This window comes from Bartonella sp. HY328, assembly GCF_025449335.1.
Lineage (GTDB): Bacteria > Pseudomonadota > Alphaproteobacteria > Rhizobiales > Rhizobiaceae > HY038.
This window is the reverse complement of sequence record NZ_CP104883.1, coordinates 646242-664602: the sequence shown is the minus strand read 5'-3', so window position 1 is coordinate 664602 and position 18361 is coordinate 646242. Positions and strand designations below refer to the sequence as shown.

At 40.5% G+C, this 18361-nt stretch carries 16 protein-coding genes; 8 read left to right on the top strand and 8 right to left on the bottom strand.

Going from position 1 to position 18361, the window contains the following annotated elements; genetic code table 11:
* Window positions 1-115: 115 nt before the first annotated feature.
* Window positions 116-625: an MmcB family DNA repair protein gene (locus tag N5852_RS02740; RefSeq protein WP_262098878.1), complete on the bottom strand. Its 510-nt coding sequence runs from the start codon at window positions 623-625 to the stop codon at window positions 116-118.
* 269 nt (window positions 626-894) lie between these two features.
* Here N5852_RS02740 and N5852_RS02735 point away from each other — a divergent pair, with 269 nt between their 5' ends.
* A complete protein-coding gene (locus N5852_RS02735) occupies window positions 895-1590 on the top strand; it encodes a DUF1013 domain-containing protein (protein WP_262098876.1) in 696 nt (231 codons plus the stop codon).
* Window positions 1591-1849: 259 nt separating this feature from the next.
* Here N5852_RS02735 and pyk read toward each other — a convergent pair whose 3' ends face one another.
* Entirely contained in the window at window positions 1850-3280 is a 1431-nt protein-coding gene (gene pyk, locus N5852_RS02730) for a pyruvate kinase (RefSeq protein WP_262098874.1), read from the bottom strand.
* Window positions 3277-3744, bottom strand: coding sequence for a DUF1036 domain-containing protein (locus N5852_RS02725; RefSeq protein ID WP_262098872.1), 468 nt, complete (start codon window positions 3742-3744; stop codon window positions 3277-3279). The genes pyk and N5852_RS02725 overlap by 4 nt, the downstream gene beginning before the upstream one ends.
* A 1226-nt stretch (window positions 3745-4970) precedes the next feature.
* Between N5852_RS02725 and efeU the strand changes: the two genes are divergently transcribed.
* The 4 genes from efeU (at window position 4971) to efeO (N5852_RS02705) (ending at window position 9593) form a co-directional block, all read left to right on the top strand.
* On the top strand, window positions 4971-5810 hold the full coding sequence (efeU, locus tag N5852_RS02720; RefSeq protein ID WP_262098870.1) for an iron uptake transporter permease EfeU: 840 nt from the start codon (window positions 4971-4973) through the stop codon (window positions 5808-5810).
* Between the two features lie 81 nt (window positions 5811-5891).
* Complete coding sequence (gene efeO / locus N5852_RS02715) at window positions 5892-7052, top strand: iron uptake system protein EfeO (RefSeq protein WP_262098868.1); 1161 nt, start codon at window positions 5892-5894, stop codon at window positions 7050-7052.
* A gap of 131 nt (window positions 7053-7183) precedes the next feature.
* On the top strand, window positions 7184-8503 hold the full coding sequence (gene efeB / locus N5852_RS02710; RefSeq protein WP_262098867.1) for an iron uptake transporter deferrochelatase/peroxidase subunit: 1320 nt from the start codon (window positions 7184-7186) through the stop codon (window positions 8501-8503).
* Window positions 8504-8747: 244 nt separating this feature from the next.
* Window positions 8748-9593, top strand: coding sequence for an iron uptake system protein EfeO (gene efeO, locus N5852_RS02705; protein ID WP_315973232.1), 846 nt, complete (start codon window positions 8748-8750; stop codon window positions 9591-9593).
* Between the two features lie 175 nt (window positions 9594-9768).
* Here the strand turns inward: efeO (N5852_RS02705) and N5852_RS02700 are convergent, their stop codons facing one another.
* Window positions 9769-10224 (bottom strand): hypothetical protein, encoded by a 456-nt coding sequence (locus N5852_RS02700; RefSeq protein ID WP_262098866.1) that lies wholly within the window; start codon window positions 10222-10224, stop codon window positions 9769-9771.
* Window positions 10225-10580: 356 nt separating this feature from the next.
* Window positions 10581-11336 carry a 16S rRNA (uracil(1498)-N(3))-methyltransferase gene (locus N5852_RS02695; RefSeq protein ID WP_262098865.1) on the bottom strand — a complete coding sequence of 252 codons (756 nt, stop codon included), beginning with the start codon at window positions 11334-11336 and terminating at the stop codon, window positions 10581-10583.
* Window positions 11337-11584: 248 nt separating this feature from the next.
* Between N5852_RS02695 and N5852_RS02690 the strand changes: the two genes are divergently transcribed.
* The 3 genes from N5852_RS02690 (at window position 11585) to N5852_RS02680 (ending at window position 14234) form a co-directional block, all read left to right on the top strand.
* Entirely contained in the window at window positions 11585-11725 is a 141-nt protein-coding gene (locus N5852_RS02690; protein WP_262098863.1) for a hypothetical protein, read from the top strand.
* A 493-nt stretch (window positions 11726-12218) separates the two neighbouring features.
* Entirely contained in the window at window positions 12219-12827 is a 609-nt protein-coding gene (locus N5852_RS02685; protein WP_262098862.1) for a hypothetical protein, read from the top strand.
* Between the two features lie 186 nt (window positions 12828-13013).
* Window positions 13014-14234 (top strand): argininosuccinate synthase, encoded by a 1221-nt coding sequence (locus tag N5852_RS02680; RefSeq protein WP_262098860.1) that lies wholly within the window; start codon window positions 13014-13016, stop codon window positions 14232-14234.
* Window positions 14235-14715: 481 nt separating this feature from the next.
* Here N5852_RS02680 and N5852_RS02675 read toward each other — a convergent pair whose 3' ends face one another.
* The 3 genes from N5852_RS02675 to N5852_RS02665 all read right to left on the bottom strand — a co-directional run bounded on the left by N5852_RS02675 (window position 14716) and on the right by N5852_RS02665 (window position 18212).
* On the bottom strand, window positions 14716-15213 hold the full coding sequence (locus N5852_RS02675) for a GNAT family N-acetyltransferase (protein ID WP_262098858.1): 498 nt from the start codon (window positions 15211-15213) through the stop codon (window positions 14716-14718).
* Entirely contained in the window at window positions 15213-16817 is a 1605-nt protein-coding gene (serA, locus tag N5852_RS02670) for a phosphoglycerate dehydrogenase (protein ID WP_262098856.1), read from the bottom strand. The genes N5852_RS02675 and serA overlap by 1 nt, the downstream gene beginning before the upstream one ends.
* Window positions 16818-17042: 225 nt before the next feature.
* Window positions 17043-18212 (bottom strand): phosphoserine transaminase, encoded by a 1170-nt coding sequence (locus tag N5852_RS02665; protein WP_262098855.1) that lies wholly within the window; start codon window positions 18210-18212, stop codon window positions 17043-17045.
* Window positions 18213-18361 lie beyond the last annotated feature (149 nt).

Genomic DNA, 18361 nt, shown 5'->3' with positions numbered 1-18361 from the left:
TCCCCCTCGCCGCTTCACTTAAATGACATAAAGAAATCTTTATGTCAATAAAGCGCAAGCAAAAGACAATGGAATAAAAATCTTAAAAAACAACGGCCTTAGCCATTTTTTCTTTTCAGTCTGTATTTTCACAATCAAGTTGCTTTTGGTCAATGATTAATCCATCAAGCTCGGCGCGGGCTAATCGTGTGGCGCTGGCTCTGCCAAACCGCTGGATCACCGCTTTACGACGTGCAGCATTTAATTTGTGCTCTGGTGCTTCACGCAGGACATGGCCGCCATAACTATCAGCAAGGATAAATCCGCAATTTTCAGGAAATAAATCCATTGGCACATCACTATGGGTTGCAAAAAACAGCCGATCGCAAAATGCCCGATAATCAGGCCACTTATTGTCGGCTTTTAAATCAGCAATGGAAGATTTCACTTCAATAATCCAAATTTCACCCTTTAATGACACCGCTAACAGATCAGCACGCCGCCCATCTGCCAGCGATAATTCGCTTAAGGGTGCAAAGCCAAGGCTTAATAATAGTCGCATAACGCCGCGCCGCACAAAAAGTGCTCGTTCAGATTGTCGCCCGTCATCAAGTGGATGGTTTTTATGAAGATTAATGATTGCCATAATTTTCTAAAAATTTGAAAGCCGATTTAACGCATTTTTATAATAAATATTATGTTTTATAGGTAAGACGACAGCTATAAAATTTCAAGCGGCTGGCGTTATGAGCTTATATTGATGTTTTCTAAACTAATAGCATAAGCCGGTTTTATTGATTGCCTACTTGCCGCAAGATAAAAATCACTATATAAGGATAACAAATTTCCCGGAAAAAATGTGGCTTTTACCCACGTCCCGCAAAACCGGTGCGGGCGAACAGAAGGATTATATCTATGGCTAACCAGCTGCTGATGCCCAAGGCGACCGCCGTATGGCTTGTTGACAATACTGCTTTATCTTTTGATCAGATTGCTGCTTTTTGCAAATTGCATCCACTGGAAGTAAAAGCAATTGCTGATGGTGAAGCCGCGCAAGGCATTAAAGGTCTTGATCCAATCAATACCGGACAATTAAGCCGTGATGACATTAAGCGTGCCGAACAAAATCCTGATTTACGTTTGAAATTAGCTGATCCAAAAGTGCGTATTCCTGAAAGCAAGCGCCGCACGGCACGCTATACACCGCTTTCAAAGCGCCAAGATCGTCCAAATGCTATTTTCTGGCTTGTGCAAAACCATCCTGAATTAAAAGACGCACAAATTTCACGTCTTATTGGCACAACCAAATCAACCATTGAGCAAATCCGCACCCGCACCCACTGGAATTCAGGCACTCTTGTTGCGCGTGACCCTGTAACTCTTGGTCTTTGCTCGCAGATTGATCTTGATATTGAAGTTGAAAAAGCTGCTAAAAATCGCCCTGCTGATATGCCACGCGATGAAACCTTGTTGCCAGCATCTGCGACTGAAAATTATGGCTATGATCGCGGCCATGAAGAAGAAGAGCTTGATGCTGACAAGATCTTTGCAAAGCTTTCTTCCATGAAGCGTAAGGATGAAGACGAGGAAGAAGAAAACACTTCTTTCTAATTTGACATTATAAATTTCTATTTTAAAAAGGCTCGAATGCGTAATGCTTTCGAGCCTTTTATTTTTTTACTATATTAATCTTGCAGTGATATTGGGCTTTCCATTGATATTATGGTCAATGTCTTAATGCGTTCACTCATATATTAAATTCAATCAGATTAACCTAAAAAAGGCATCTCTATATCTTGCGATAATAGAAATGCCTTTTATTTAATACTAACTAGCTTTACGCTTAATGAGACCTAGGTAGAGTGAACACTCAAGCTTTATGATCTTCATTAACAAAAGCAATGCGCAACATATTCGTTGAACCAGGTGTACCAAAAGGAACGCCGGCGGTAATGATGATGCGCTCTCCTGTTTTACAAAAACCTTCTTTGCAGGCAATTTTTGCCGCACGATCTACCACTTCATCAAGGTCTTTTGCGTCTTCGGTAACAACGCAGTGCAAACCCCAACCAATAGCAAGACGGCGTGCTGTTTCAACCTTAGGTGATAAGAGAATAATCGGTGTGCGTGGACGCTCACGCGAGGTTCTAATGCCAGTAGTTCCCGTTGTTGTATAGGCAACAATAGCAGCAAGGTTAAGTGTTTCAGCAATTTGTCTGGTAGCAAGGGCTATAGCATCAGCACTGGTTGCCATTGGCTTTGGATGCTGCGCATTAATCATACCATTATAGAAAATATCGCGCTCGATTTTTTGCGCAATGCGATCCATAGTCTGTACCGCTTCAATCGGATATTGGCCAGAAGCTGATTCTGCTGAAAGCATGATAGCGTCAGCGCCCTCATAAACTGCTGTTGCAACATCTGATACTTCTGCGCGTGTTGGAACAGGCGCACTAATCATTGATTCAAGCATCTGCGTTGCAACAACAACTGGTTTGCCAGCATTGCGACAAGCTTGAATAAGCCGCATTTGGGTACCGGGGACACTTTCAAGCGGCATTTCAACACCAAGGTCACCGCGTGCCACCATGATCGCGTCAGATTGATCAATAATTTCTTCAATGCGGAGCAATGCCTGCGGCTTTTCAATCTTTGATAGGATTGACATGCGGCCCTTGACGATTTTACGGGCTTCGGCAATATCATCGGGACGTTGAATAAAGGATAGCGCAATCCAATCAACATCTTCTTCAACAATAGCGGCAAGGTCGCGATGATCTTTTTCCGTCATGGCGCCAACGGCTAATAATGTATCAGGTAGGCTTACACCTTTACGATCAGAAATCTTGGTGCCTGCGACAACGCGACATTCAATCTTATCAAGATCGCATTGAATGATAACCAATTCAAGCCGCCCATCGTCAATAAGCAAACGGTCTCCGGGCTTTACCGCTGCAAAAATTTCTGGATGGGGTAGATAAACGCGATTGGTATCACCAGGCGCTTCATTACGATCAAGAGTAAAGGTTTGCCCTTGCTTTAATTCAACAGCTCGGTCGGCAAAAGCACCTACGCGTAATTTAGGGCCTTGTAAATCGCAAAGAATACCAATTGGGCGGCCTTGTTTCTTTTCGACATTACGAATACGCTGGACGAGCGCACGCATCGTATCATGGTCCGCATGGCTCATATTAATGCGGAAAACATCCGCACCCGCTACAAAAAGCCGCTCAATTACGGTTTCGTCAAAAGAAGCAGGGCCAAGGGTAGCTAGAATTTTCACATTACGGTTGCGTCTCATGGATTTTGACTCCCTGTCACCAGTGAATTATTTATTACAGGATTTGTTATAACTGGTTCGGTTAATTGTACCATCCAGTTTTTTTGGTTTTGTGTATCAATTTCCTGAAAGCCAAAACGCTGGAAGCCACGGGCAAAACAATCATTGGTGCCCGATATTTTAAATTCAGCTTCGGTGCCACACATGGTAACAGGACCATCCCAGCGGCTTTTGCCGCTTTCATCTTCGGCATATAGATAGTAAAAACGCGAAGAAAGTGAACCGACAATAACTGTTTCACAGCTTGCCTTATTAATGCGCCACCAGCCCTCACTAACCCAACCATCATCAGAACGATATCCAACAGCAACCCCGACAATATCCTGAGTTGTGTTGCAAACGCGTAAATCTGCCATCGCCGAATTGACAGAAATCAGAAATAGGAAACCGGCAAAAAACCATTTCACTATAGATCTCAATTGCATTGGCGATACTCCATTAAAGCGCTGACCTTTCTTTTGTGCCAATTTAAATAATATTATTACCACTATTTGATGCCATCAATGAAATAAAATCACAAATGCAATTCAATCACAAATGCTATTGTTAAATCATATATATCTCTGTTGGTCTTTTTAAAGCAATTTCATCGACCAAAGCAAGCTATACCATAATTATTAAGCCAAATGGCGGCATAAGGGAATTGTAGTTTTTAGCGTTGATTTAATAAATTAAATAGCCAAGAGATAGCAGCTTTGAATTTATGGTAAAATTATTATCCTTTTAAACTAGTTACAAAAAATCGGTATTTAGTAAAAAGAAAGAAAATATCTTACTTTTTCATTTTTAATTTTGGTCAGTGCCTTTCATAACAAAGCCATAGAGATACAAAACGACCCAATTTACTTTGTTAATTTTGCAATATTCCATTTGGTTTATGAACACAAAATTAGGCGAAATCACGAAATAACAATTGCGCCTTTTTAATAAAGCCTTAAAACCAAAGAGAGCATCACTTGAACACTTGACTTATTAGGTGAAGTTTTAATAGCAGAATTGTGACATAAGTGTTAAATTTTTTTACATTTCGAAAATTATCTTGCAATGCAGCAAATGGGTGAAATTAGTTTCATTCAAAATAACGCATATAAACTGGCCCTATCATTGGATAATGATCACCATTTTGTAAAATTAAAAATTAAATAGAATTTAATTTACCTGCAAAAAAAATTTAAATTTTTGTTTGCGTTACTGTTTGCAAAATCTTATGAATCCATTCTATTTTTGAACAATATAGTTTATAATTATTCTAAATATCTTAGTAAATATTTGGTGTAATGTTACAATAATTGACATTATCTTTTGTTTAATACTTTAATTTTATTTCCAATCTGTGTTATGCTGATGGTATTATCAGCACTTGATATTTCGCTTTTTTTCATGGATAGCATGTGGCGAAAATGTTCATTTTTATACTTTAGTTGAATTAATGGTTTTTCAATTGCAAAGACCCTTTCAAGTGGAATGAGCCATTTATTTTTGTTTTTTTAAATAACTGATTCTTGTCAGTATTATTTTTAATAATGTAAGTGAGAGATGAGAATAGATTTATAAGGGCTAGCAATTTTTCATTCAAATTGAGAAATTGCACTCATATAATGATCATATAATGAATACCTTTATAAGGTTTGGGTTTTAGAAAGTTTATTTAATGTCTGCTGCTTTTCTTATAATGTTGCGTGAAGGCCTTGAGGCGGTTTTAATTGTTGCTATCATTTCAGGCTATTTGACACGCACGGGGCGACGTCAATGGTTACCCGCAATTTGGGTTGGTGTTTTTTTAGCCATTGCTCTCGTGCTTTTTATTGCAGCAATTATTTTAGCAATACGCGCGGAGTTTCCCCAAAAGCAACAAGAAATGTTTGAAGCAATTGTTGGCTTTTTAGCTGTTGGTGTGCTTACTTGGGTTATATTGTGGATGAAAAAGGCCGCATCAAATGTTGGCCGAGAATTAAAAGATTCGTTGGAGGCGGCTTTTTCTCAAAAGGAATCTGGTGCAAGAGGCACAACATTCGCCCTTATTGGAATGGCTTTTTTAGCTGTAGCGCGCGAAGGATTGGAATCTATTTTCCTTTTACTTGCCGTGTTTCAGCAAGGCAATGAAACCGATAATTTATGGGGTGCGCTCTCAGGTATGCTTTTAGCCTGTGCCATTGGTTTCTTGCTTTACAAAGGTAGCATTTCACTAAATTTGCGTATTTTCTTCCGCTGGACAGGGGTTCTTATTATTTTTGTGGCAGCAGGCCTTGCTGCAAGTTCGCTTGATAAACTGCATGGAGCCGGGATCTGGAACCATCTACAAGACATTGCTTTTAACATTGAGCCAATCCTTTCCAAGGAAAGCGCTTTAGGTGTTTTTTTGACAGGGTTCTTTGGTTATAATTCTGCCCCAACTATTGGTGAAGTGGTGATCTATTTTCTTTATCTGGTGCCAGTTCTTGGTTTTTATGTTTATGAAAGTAAACCACCTAAGAAGCAAGTGGCTGTTTAGAAACTAAGCAATACAAAGTCAATTTGGTGCTAGACTGTAAAGCACCTAAAAAAATAGTGTTTATTATAGAAAGTAAGTTTCATGACATCACCAAAATCAAATAAAACCCCTATGGTGATTGCTTTGGTCGGCTCATGTGTTTTGGCCGTTGCTGCGGCTGGCACATTGTGGTGGGCAAGCAGCAATCACACAGATGATACAGATGTTAATGATATCATTGCGGTTAAAGTGGGCAGCGATAGCTGCGATCCAATGAATTTGACCGTACCTGCTGGCAAGCGTTTTTTTGAAATTGAAAATAAGTCAGATCGTGCGGTTGAATGGGAAATTTTATCAGGCGTTATGGTACTTGCCGAGCGTGAGAATATTTTACCTGGATTTAAATCACGTTTATCTGCCACCCTTGCACCAGGTGAATATGAGATTACCTGCGGTTTACTTACCAATCCACGCGGCAAACTAATTGTCACTGCAAGCGATGAGTGGAAAGATGCCGTAGCAGCGCAACCGGGAAATCGCGAATTTCTAAAACCATTATCTGAATATCGCGTCTATCTCATTTTGGAAGCAAAGCGCATGTCAACTGCGCTGCAATCACTTAAGACAGCCATTGATGCCAATGATGTTGATGCGGCCAAAAAAGCTTGGCTTGATGCCCGTCTTCACTATCGCAAGCTTGATACGTTCTCGGGGCGTTTTTCAGATCTTGAAGCAAAGATGAACCCACAAGCCCAATATCTTGCCAATCGCGAGAATGACACAGCTTTTGTTGGCTTCCACCGTATTGAATATGGGCTTTGGAGCCAAAATTCAACCGTCGGTCTTGCACCATTTATGGCCGATTTAGAGGCTGCGGCTAATGACCTTTCCCAGCGCATAAAGGACAATCAGGTTGCACCGGTTGAAATGCTGACAAGTGCTGAAAATATCACCCAAAAGCTTATTGATATGCTGACGAGTGATCATGGTGTTAATGCTTGGGCTAAGGGTGAAGCAACCGAAATGGCGGCCAGCATTGATGGTATTAAAAAGACCACGTCGCTCATGGCTGAAGTTGCACAGCATTCTGCACCGCAATTGCAAACAGACATCAATCAAAATCTTGATGCTTTAAGCACAATTTTCAAAGATGGTGTAAATGAAACTGGTGAACTTGCAGCAGATAAAAAGCAAGTTCTTTTAGCTGATTTAAAAAAGCTTTCGGAGCAGCTAATGCAGTTACAAGCGAAATTAGGGTTTTAGTGCCGCCAATGTTGCACTAAACCCCTTAAAATAAGTGGTTTTGTAATGCGCAAGCAATAAAGAACCACTGTGAAATGAAGAGATTGGGTGATGGATAAGACCTGTCACTTAATCCAATGGAGTAGAATATAATGACCAAAAGTGGATCAAGCCCTTTTAATCGTCGTTCGTTTTTAAAAACCGCCTCTGCAACGGCATTAGTCACACCGACCTTGGTAGCTGGCAATGAGGCATTTGCCCAAGATAATGCAAAAGCCGCGCATTTGGCGCAAAGTGGAGCGGTGACAGCTGCACCAACGGGCAATGATAATTTATCAGATGTTGTCGCTTTTTATGGCGAGCATCAGGCAGGTATCTTAACCCCGCGACCGGCAACTGGTCTTGTGGCGGCACTAAATGTTGTTGTCAGTAAACCTGAGCAATTAGAAGATTTGTTTCGCCGTCTTACCGACCGTATCCGCTTTTTAACCAAGGGTGGTAGCTATCCAGAGCGTGATGATAAATTACCGCCTTATGATTCTGGTATTTTGGGGCCAGAAATTACACCCAATGGCCTTACGGTAACGGTTGCGCTTGGCAATTCGCTCTTTGAAAAATTTGATTGGCTAAAGGCCCATAAGCCTGCAGAACTTGAACAAATGACCGGCTTTCATAATGATGCTTTGGTTGCAAGCCGCTGCCATGGCGATATTTCAATACAAATTTGTGCCAATGATATTGATACGGTTATTCACGCATTGCGCGACATTAATAAAAACTTATCAAACCTATTGGTGATGAAATGGATGCAAGAAGGCAGTGTTCCGGTCATTGCACCATTACCAAATGGTGAAGTTGAAAATGCCCGTAACTTCTTGGGCTTCCGCGATGGTTCCGCCAATCCTGATACCAATGATAGCGCGTTGATGGATCGTATTTTGTGGGTCAATGACAGCCGCAAAAATGAACCGGAATGGACCCGTGGCGGCTCCTATCAAGCTGTGCGCATTATTCGCAATTTTGTTGAGCGCTGGGATCGTACTCCCTTGCAGGAGCAAGAGCGCATTTTTGGCCGCAAGCGTGATAGTGGCGCGCCGATGGATGGCAAGAAAGAATCTGATGTTCCAGATTATACCAAGGATCCTGATGGCAAAGTAACATTGCTTGATGCCCATATTCGCCTTGCTAACCCAAGAACAGCAGACTCGGAAAAACATCAAATTTTGCGACGGCCTTTCAATTACTCCAATGGCGTGACCAAATCTGGCCAATTAGATCAAGGCCTATTATTTATCTGTTATCAAGCTAGCCTTCATGATGGATTTATCCATGTGCAAAGCCAACTTGATGGTGAACCATTGGAAGAATATTTGAAGCCAGAAGGTGGTGGGTATTTCTTCACCCTGCCTGGTGTTCAAAATGATGAAGATTGGTTAGGCCGTTCGCTTATGGAAGCGGTAAAAGCCAGCTAATAAATCAAGATGAATGGAAAAGGTCGCTGCTTTAATGGCATGGTTTTCTTGACTACTGCGTTAGTCAACTTTTCCATTCATGCTCAAAGGTTTCGATCCAATTTAAAATTGGTATCATCATAAATACAAATGATGATTGATTTTTTAGCTGATATGCTGGGATATCTCATCAATGTATCAAAGGTGGTAGATTATACTAAATCTCCACCGTTTTCGTTGAACAGCTATAGAAAAGGAAATAGCGATGTTTTTGAAAGCACTTCCGATGCGAAAAATGGCTTTAAAGGCTGTAGCAATTGCTGGTCTTATGTCATTGATGACACCTGCTTTTGCGGCAAATGAGCCAGAGCTTGATCTTGTTGCGCCGATTGCAGAATATAAGATTTATGTTAGCGAAAAAGTTGATAAGCTTGTCGAAGACACCGAAAAATTTACCGCAGCGATTAAGGCTGGCAAAGTAGACGAAGCTAAAGCACTATTTGCACCAACCCGCATCAGCTATGAGGCTATTGAACCAATTGCTGAACTCTTTGCTGATCTTGATAAATCAATCGATGCCCGTGCTGATGATTTTGAAAAAGAAGAAAAAGATCCAAATTTCACAGGCTTCCACCGCATTGAATATTCTTTGTGGGACACCAAAACCACTGACGATATCCAAGGTACAGCTGACAAGCTTTTAACGGACGTTAAAGACTTGCAAGCACGTATTTCTGATCTTGCTTTCCCACCAGAAACCGTTGTTGGCGGCGCTGCTGCCTTGATGGAAGAAGTTGCTGCAACCAAGATTTCAGGTGAAGAAGACCGGTATAGCCACACGGACCTTTGGGATTTCCGTGGTAATTTTGATGGTTCACGCAAGATTTTCGATCTTTTCAAAGGTTTCCTTGGCAAGGATGATGCAGCTTTTGTAACCAAAGTTACTGAAAACTTTGATACAGTCGATCAAATTCTCAGCAAATATAAAGAAGGTGAAGGCTATGTAAGCTATGAAAAGCTTACCGATGATGATCGCAATACGCTATCAGCAGCTGTAAACACTCTTGCAGAAGATCTTTCAGAACTTCGCGGCAAGCTTGGTCTTGAATAGAGCTTAGACAATTAAGCGATAATTCGCTTTAAATAAAAGGCATATTTATATCTTAAGGATGTAAATATGCCTTTTTCATTTATAGGGGCAACATCTATTGGTTGAAATGAAATAGTACAATAAACAAGCAAAACTCTATGAGCAGGAAAGTGAATATGTGGAGTATCTTTTTTGCTTAGCCATAGAGCCTTAATGGTGCCACGGCTAAAACAATCCAAATACCAAGACCTGCGAATAAGACACCAAAAACCGGATCCAAAACATCTTGATAGCGGCGCAGTCTGCGAAAGACTGGTTTTGTCGTTAAAACAAAAATAAGGCTTACAGCAATTATCGCACAGATACATAGCACGAGCATATTATGGATAATAAGACCTTCTGGAATAGTGCTTAAATTTTCATCATGTAATTTTTCGCTATCATGAAGGGCAAAAAGAAATGTAATATTAAAACCAAGAAGAATGCCAAGTACAAAATTAAGCGGCTTTATGCCGTGCATCGGATCTTCATTTATACGATTGAGTGATGCCATTTTGCCGATGATACAAATAAAGCCGAACGCAAAACAAAAAACCGCAAAATAAAGCTTAAAATCAACAATTTTTTGATTGAACACACTCCAGACTGGCATTTTAGTAAAATCTGCTAACAGAAGTATAATCACACCACTTAATACAAAGCCGATTACGCTGTAAATTGCATCACTTCGCCTACATGTTAAAGCTTGGCGTGCAAATATAAGTATATTAATCAATGTAAAAATATAAAGCATGATTTTTCACTTTTATAAAATAAGCCATAACCGATATCTTATATGCATATATATAATAATTTCGGCTATGTCTTCATGCTTTAAAATAAAAGCCTATGGTTATACAAAGAACTAGACTAGGCAATTAAATTATTGGTACTTTATTGTTACTTTATTGGGTTGTTTTCGCACCACTTATTATTGCATTATAAAAACCATTTATACCAAGTTTCAATTTAAACCCAGTCCCCAAGCGTAGCACCAATTAATGCAAGGGCGGCAACCGCAGCCGTATCCGCCCTTAAAATACGCGGCCCAAGCGCAATAGCATGGGCATAAGAACAACTACGGATTAATTTACGCTCTCCGTCACTAAACCCACCCTCAGGACCAATAATAACCCCCAATGGGCCGCGTGGTAATTTTTGCAATATCGGTAGAGGATTGTCACCTTCTGCCGCTTCATCGCAAAAAATTAAATGGCGCTTTTCGTCCCAATTGGCCAAAAGCCGTTCTAAACTTAAAGGTTCTAAACAAGATGGCACAGTAAGGATACCACATTGCTCCGCTGCTTCGATAATATTGGCTTGCATACGCTCAAGGTTAAGGCGCGTGACCTGCGTATGCTGAGTTAAAACCGGCTGCAGCGTACTCGCCCCCATCTCAACCGCTTTTTGCACCATGTAATCAAGACGCGCATGTTTTAGTGGAGCAAAATAATAAATCAGATCAACGGGCTTTGGTTGCGGTCTTTCAATAGCTTGTAATTCAAGTACAACCGTTTTTTTAGAAACATCAATAATTTTTGCACGCCATTCACCTTCCCGACCATTAAAAAGCAGAACCTCACTACCTAAGGTCATTCTTAAAACATGGACGAGATAATGGGTTTGATCCTTACCTAAAGCAAGCTTAACACCAGTGGCAGATGAAGAATCATGTGAGAAAGATTGATCAACGAAAAGTCGTTGCATTTTGTAATTTGCGCGCATTTCTATTGAATATACCGTGCGGTTTTTAAGGTCAAGCACTGTTATATTATGTCAACAGTAAGACAAGCGTTGCAGTAAGGACACAGCTTGGTAAAAACCCATATTTCATTAGCAATTAGGTAAGAATTTTGATGACTAATGATTGTCGCAAGCAAAACTTCACGCTAAAGAAGCTTCATGTAATTACCAACTGATTTTGACCATTCAATTTCTTAACCATCTAATTTGAAAAGCAAGGGAATTTCGCTATGACCGTTAAAAAAGCAGCCTTTGTTACAGTCGCAATGCTGTTCACATTAATTATTATTTCAACTGTTATTAGCGCCAATAGCTCTAGCTCAAATGATACAGCTTTTGATGGATATGGTATTTCTATTTCAGAGCAATAATTGTTTCGCACTTTGCTTTTATAATTAAGAGCCAAACTAAAAAATAAAGATTTAGTCTTTGTTTAAATTACGCATTAACTTAGTCTTATGTATGAGCCAAGCCATACAGAGCTTTAATACGCACCTTGATCATTAGCAAAACACAAGCTTTCTTATATATCTATGCGAGTGTGATATTTTAAAAACTAAGTTTTTATGATTAACCACGATTAGGCTTGGTTTTTCGCCGGCACAAACACGGTTAGTCAGTCTTCTTATTCGTTAATTTTCTCAGTGCTGGCAATAATTTTCAAATAGCCTACTATGAAATCCGCACCCTCCCCTTGTGTTTCAAATCTTAATCTATTTCGGTTCTAAATAGTTTTCATAATGGTCAGCTAGCATTACCCCAATAAATCATCGCTAACTAGAGTTAACAAAATAAACGATTGCCAAATTTATAAATAATTGGGATATAAGATAATAAACCAATTTTATAAGACATGGATATTTCATGCATTTTTTCATACTGCAATTTTTGGGCAGTTTTGCAATCTTTATGGCTTTTGCCCAGTTTATCACCTTTGTACAGCCCTTGTTTTTTATCCGACAAGCGTTGCTTGCAGGGCGTTATACCAGCATATTTGCAGTGACTGGCTTTTTTTTAAGCGGTATGCTTGCGTGCTGTATTTTGGGCATATTTCCACATTTTTATCTTAATGTAATTGAGCCCTATCGCGCATATTTTTTTCTAGCGCTGTTAGCATTTTGTTTTTTTTATTGCTTTATTTGTTTAACCGGACGCCTAACAAGAAACAATCCAAATGCAATAATACTATTTCTTACAGGTGCATTTTTAGGCATTATCTGCTTTATATTTTGTAGCTCCTTTCTTGTTATGTTTTCGCTATCCTTAGGGCGTATTGGCGTAACATCCTATATTTTTGAAAATTTTGCCATAAGCATTGGCGGCGTTTTCTTAATTCTAACCTTGGTCTATTATTATCTCATCTTATTGCTTACCCTTGCGCCAATCCAAAACAAATTAAACGCAAAAGCCGCCTTTATTGACCCATTTTTTGCAGTGGGTTTTGCGGCCATTGGTTTTTGGCTGCTACCTTAAAATACTCTTATTCATAAAAATAGTTTTTAGTTTCATCCCTGCCCGATAATATGTAAAAATACATTGTCTTTAACTATTAAAATCGGTTAGAGTTAAGCTAAAGTAATTTTGTGCATTTTGCGCTTGCACAATAGCAATAGCTTGATAAAACCAGTATATGTTTAACCATGAGCCAGGCCTTTTGAAATGAACAAATTCAAAGATGTAAAAAAAGTCGTTCTCGCCTATTCGGGCGGTCTTGATACCTCAATCATCCTAAAATGGTTACAAACCGAATTGGGTGCAGAAGTTGTCACCTTTACCGCCGATCTTGGCCAAGGTGAAGAACTTGAACCAGCTCGCCGCAAAGCTGAAATGATGGGTATTAAAGAGATCTATATTGAGGACTTGCGCGAAGAATTTGTTCGTGATTTCGTTTTCCCAATGTTCCGCGCTAATGCCGTCTATGAAGGTGTTTATTTGCTTGGGACTTCGATTGCCCGTCCGCTTATTTCACAGCGCCTTATTGAAATTGCCCGCGATACTGGAGCCGATGCCATAGCCCATGGCGCAACTGGTAAAGGTAATGATCAGGTGCGGTTTGAACTATCGGCCTACGCACTTAATCCAGACATTAAAATCATTGCTCCTTGGCGCGACTGGACTTTTAAAAGCCGTACAGATTTGATAGAATTTGCTGAATCTCATCAAATCCCTGTCACTAAGGACAAGCAAGGCGAAGCGCCATTTTCTGTTGATGCTAATCTTTTGCATTCGTCATCAGAGGGTAAGGTTTTAGAAGATCCAGCTCAGCCAGCACCAGAATATGTACATATGCGCACCGTTTCACCTGAAGCCGCGCCAGATAAAGCCACCACTATTACTATCGGCTTTGAAAAGGGTGATGCTGTTTCAATTAATGGTACACGTCTTTCTCCTGCTACGCTTTTAGCAAAGCTCAACGATTATGGCCGCGAAAATGGTATTGGCAGGCTTGATCTTGTGGAGAACCGCTTTGTTGGCATGAAATCACGTGGTATTTATGAAACACCAGGCGGCACAATTCTTCTTACCGCTCACCGTGCAATTGAATCAATTACCCTTGATCGTGGTGCTGCCCATCTTAAAGATGAATTAATGCCACGTTATGCCGAACTTATCTATTATGGTTTCTGGTTCTCACCAGAGCGTAAAATGCTGCAGGCAGCAATTGACCTTAGTCAAGAGCATGTAGAAGGTGAAGTCACCTTGAAGCTTTATAAGGGCAATGTCATGGTGGAAGGCCGCAGCAGCAATAAGTCTCTTTACTCAGATAAATTGGTAACTTTTGAAGATGACCAAGGCGCTTATGACCAAAAAGATGCTGCCGGCTTTATTAAGTTGAATGCTTTGCGCCTGCGCACCCTTGCCGCGCGCAACCCAAAATAGGGCTTATTGACCCAATTATATTAACATAGAAAGGCATTTTATCATTGAATAAAATGCCTTTTTTATTAATAAATTAAAATTATACCAAAAGATAAAAAGTGGGTTTTCAATTTATCTTAAGGTAACTGTTTGTGCGGATAAGGAATTATTATAATTTAATATGATGACTATAAAATTACTGACAGGTGGGAAAATTACTATTGTCTCGCTAAAGTCATTGATACAACCCACCATCAATGGCTCGCTTTAGAAAAGCCGCTTAGCCCTGCACCAACCACCGATAAATAAAACTATCGTTAAATCATTAGTAAAGTCGGTGGGAAAATAGATCATAAACTCCATTAGACGATAAAGCTACTTTAAGACGGCTCAAAGCTTTGGGCTAATTAATGGTCTAATTGTAATTTCAATTCAAAAATCGTTATAATTTTAGTTGAAATTCTTCCACCATTTTTTCACTGCAAAGACTTACAGTGAGGATCTATAAGGTCTTCATCATATAGAGTGCATCTTCACTATAAGTTAATAGCTTTTGCTGCAAAGCACTGTTCACCACTTGGGTTGCAAATCCTTGCTTTAACCAAAAAGGTGCTGAATTATTAACAGCCACCAGCGACATCGTATCATAGCCCAATGCCTTTGCCTGCTGATATAGAATTTTTAAGCCTATTGAACCAACGCCGCCACTACGGGCATCGGGCAAAATAGCAATATCATGCAAATATAGCGTATCTGCATCTTGCGGTAAGCCATCCAACAACTGATTGAGTGGCGGTATATTACCGGTTTTCCAAGGATGCGCTAAAATATAACCGCTTGGAATATTATCCTTTTCGAGAATATAGCAGCTTTGTGATGCAAGCATCTGCTTTTGCGCCAAAACCGCTTCATCTTCTGGATAATCAGGATGACAAATGGAGGCGATCTCGCAGATAGCTGCGAGGTCGCTTTTATTCATAAAACGCCAATTAATCGACATTATGCCTCGATAGTGTTAAATTCCAACGGTTGAACACGCTTTATGCCTGCAACATTTTGCAATTCTTCGCGTACTGCCGCTGGAATTGGTGCATCAAGATAAAGCAACGCAATAGCATCACCACCTGGCTTATCACGACCAAGAGCGAAGTTTGCAATATTAACGCCATGCTTACCACAAATCAAACCAATTGTACCAATAATACCGGGTGTATCACTATTTGTGATATAAAGCATATGGGCGCCAACTTCGGCATCAAGGTTAATACCTTTAATTTGAATAAAGCGTGGTTTACCGTCAACAAAACATGTACCGGCGATTGAACGGGTACGCTTTGAAGTGCGAACAGTTAACTTAATATAACCGTCAAAAATACCAGATTTATCACGCTTAATTTCTGAAACAATAATGCCGCGCTCTTTCACCACGACAGGCGCAGAAACCATGTTAATATCGGCCATTTGGGGACGTACAAGACCAGATAATGCCGCGCTAATTAAAGCACGCGTATTCATGGTTGCGGTGGAACCATCAAAAAGAATTTCAACTTCTTGAATGTCTTCTTCAGTTGATTGGCCAACATAAGTGCCAAGCACTTCAGCAAGCTTGACAAATGGCTTCAGGCGCGGTGCTTCTTCAGCAGTAATTGCTGGCATATTGATAGCATTGCTCACGGCACCTTTAACAAGGTAATCTGCCATTTGCTCGGCCACTTGAATGGCAACATTTTCCTGCGCTTCAGAGGTTGATGCACCAAGATGCGGCGTGCAAACTGTGTTGGTTAAAGCAAAAAGCGGATTATCAGCTGCTGGTGGCTCTTGCTCAAACACGTCAATACCAGCTCCAGCAACATGGCCAGATTTTAACGCTTCAACCAAATCTTTTTCAACAACCAAACCACCGCGAGCACAGTTAATAATGCGCACGCCTTTTTTCATTTTAGCAATGGCTTCGGCATCAATAATATTGCGGGTTTTATCGGTAAGCGGTGTATGCAAAGTGATGAAATCAGCGCGGCGTAGCAAGTCATCTAGCTCAACCTTTTCAACGCCCAATTCTTCCGCACGCGTTTCAGAAAGAAACGGATCAAAAGCAACAACATGCATTTTAAGACCAATACCGCGGGCAGCTACAATTGCACCAATATTACCACAACCAATAATACCAAGGGTTTTACCAGTGACTTCAACACCCATGAAACGGTTTTTTTCCCATTTGCCAGCACGAGTTGAAGCATCAGCTTCAGGCAATTCACGCGCAACAGCAAACATCATGGCAATAGCATGTTCAGCAGTAGTGATTGAATTGCCAAAAGGCGTATTCATCACAATAATACCACGGCGGGACGCTGCTGGAATATCAACATTATCAACGCCAATACCGGCACGGCCAACAACTTTAAGCTTGGTTGCTGCGTCAATTACTGCTTGGGTTACTTTAGTTGCCGAACGAATGGCAAGCCCATCATATTGGCCAATAATTTCAAGTAACTTGTCTTTATCCTTGCCAAGATCAGGCAAATAATCAACATCAACGCCGCGATCTTTAAAGATTTGAACTGCGGTAGGAGAAAGTTTATCAGATACTAATACGCGAGGTGCCATTATGGCCTCCATAATTGTCAAAATACTGCAAAAGGTTAATTATAAAAGCGCTTTTACCACCATACGCATTTCATAATTCGTCGTTTGAATTTTTAATTTGGTTAATCGACAGAAAATAAAAAACCGTGCTTTAGCAAATCAATGCAAAGCAAAACCAAATTTTAAAGAAATTTAAGATTGAAATAGAGTGGCTTTAACCACTCTATAGGTTGGTCTAAGCGAATATTACGCTGCTAAGGCAGCCTTTTCGCAAGCAAAAGCCCAATCTAACCACTGCGTTAAAGCAGCTAAATCATCAGCCTCTACCGTTGCACCGGCCCAGATGCGCAGACCTGATGGAGCATCGCGATAAGCACCAATATCATATGCAACACCAGCCTTATCAAGACGGGTTACAATTGCTTTAGCAAAAGCTGCTTGATCATCATCACTTAACTTTTTGATATCTTCATCAATAATGGTTAAGCACACAGATGTATTAGAACGTGTTGTTGGATCAACAGCAAGATTTGCAAGCCATGATGACTCTTCAACGAAAGCATTAAGAACTGCAAAATTATTGTCGGCGCGTTGACGCAGAGCCTTTAAACCACCAAGGGATTTTGCCCATTTTAGCGCGTCAAGATAATCCTCAACGCAAAGCATTGAAGGTGTATTAATGGTTTCGCCTTTGAAAATACCTTCAATAAGCTTGCCACCTTTGGTCATGCGGAAAATCTTTGGCAATGGCCATTGTGGCACATAGCTTTCCAAGCGCTCTACAGCGCGTGGGCTAAGGATAAGAATACCATGGGCACCCTCACCGCCGAGTACTTTTTGCCATGAAAAAGTAACAACATCGAGTTTGGCAAAATCTAGATTTTGCGCAAAAGCTGCAGATGTTGCATCGCAAATGGTTAAACCTTCACGATTATCTGGAATAAAGCCGACATTAGGAACACGTACACCCGATGTAGTACCATTCCATGTGAAGACGACGTCACGATTAAAGTCAACTTGTGAAAAATCTGGCAATTCGCCATAAGGAGCATCAAAAATGCGGGCATCTTTAAGCTTTAATTGCTTGGCTACATCAGTGACCCAACCAGCGCCAAAGCTTTCCCAAGTCAACATGTCAACACCGCGTGCACCAAGCAATGACCATAACGCCATTTCAACAGCACCAGTATCCGATGCAGGTACAATACCAATGCGATAATCGGCAGGAACTTCTAAAATTTCACGGGTGAGATCAATGGCTTCTGCCAATTTGGCCTTGCCAATTTTTGCACGATGAGAGCGACCTAAAGGCGCATCATTCAACGCTTGAGTTGTCCAACCTGGACGCTTGGCACAAGGGCCAGAAGAAAAATTTGGATTATTCGGGCGGCGGCCCGGCTCATTAATATTAGTCATTTTATTCTATCCTCTCAGATAGCTCGCCTCTCGGTGGGGAGAGGTGGCCCGTTGACCTGTCTATTTCAACTTTAATTAAAAAGCAACCAGATTTTTTATAAATCAAATTTATTTTATTTTTATTTCATTTTTTCAACAAAATACAATGT

Bases quoted from the DNA above. Each gene is read 5' to 3' on its own strand.
- N5852_RS02685 (WP_262098862.1), top strand. From the start codon at position 12,219: ATGCATTTTTTCATACTGCAATTTTTGGGCAGTTTTGCAATCTTTATG.
- efeB (WP_262098867.1), top strand. From the start codon at position 7,184: ATGACCAAAAGTGGATCAAGCCCTTTTAATCGTCGTTCGTTTTTAAAA.
- N5852_RS02695 (WP_262098865.1), bottom strand. From the start codon at position 11,336: ATGCGCGCAAATTACAAAATGCAACGACTTTTCGTTGATCAATCTTTC.
- N5852_RS02725 (WP_262098872.1), bottom strand. From the start codon at position 3,744: ATGCAATTGAGATCTATAGTGAAATGGTTTTTTGCCGGTTTCCTATTT.
- serA (WP_262098856.1), bottom strand. From the start codon at position 16,817: ATGGCACCTCGCGTATTAGTATCTGATAAACTTTCTCCTACCGCAGTT.
- efeO (WP_262098868.1), top strand. From the start codon at position 5,892: ATGACATCACCAAAATCAAATAAAACCCCTATGGTGATTGCTTTGGTC.
- N5852_RS02700 (WP_262098866.1), bottom strand. From the start codon at position 10,224: ATGCCAGTCTGGAGTGTGTTCAATCAAAAAATTGTTGATTTTAAGCTT.
- N5852_RS02735 (WP_262098876.1), top strand. From the start codon at position 895: ATGGCTAACCAGCTGCTGATGCCCAAGGCGACCGCCGTATGGCTTGTT.
- N5852_RS02680 (WP_262098860.1), top strand. From the start codon at position 13,014: ATGAACAAATTCAAAGATGTAAAAAAAGTCGTTCTCGCCTATTCGGGC.
- pyk (WP_262098874.1), bottom strand. From the start codon at position 3,280: ATGAGACGCAACCGTAATGTGAAAATTCTAGCTACCCTTGGCCCTGCT.
- efeU (WP_262098870.1), top strand. From the start codon at position 4,971: ATGTCTGCTGCTTTTCTTATAATGTTGCGTGAAGGCCTTGAGGCGGTT.
- N5852_RS02665 (WP_262098855.1), bottom strand. From the start codon at position 18,212: ATGACTAATATTAATGAGCCGGGCCGCCGCCCGAATAATCCAAATTTT.
- efeO (WP_315973232.1), top strand. From the start codon at position 8,748: ATGTTTTTGAAAGCACTTCCGATGCGAAAAATGGCTTTAAAGGCTGTA.
- N5852_RS02675 (WP_262098858.1), bottom strand. From the start codon at position 15,213: ATGTCGATTAATTGGCGTTTTATGAATAAAAGCGACCTCGCAGCTATC.
- N5852_RS02740 (WP_262098878.1), bottom strand. From the start codon at position 625: ATGGCAATCATTAATCTTCATAAAAACCATCCACTTGATGACGGGCGA.
- N5852_RS02690 (WP_262098863.1), top strand. From the start codon at position 11,585: ATGACCGTTAAAAAAGCAGCCTTTGTTACAGTCGCAATGCTGTTCACA.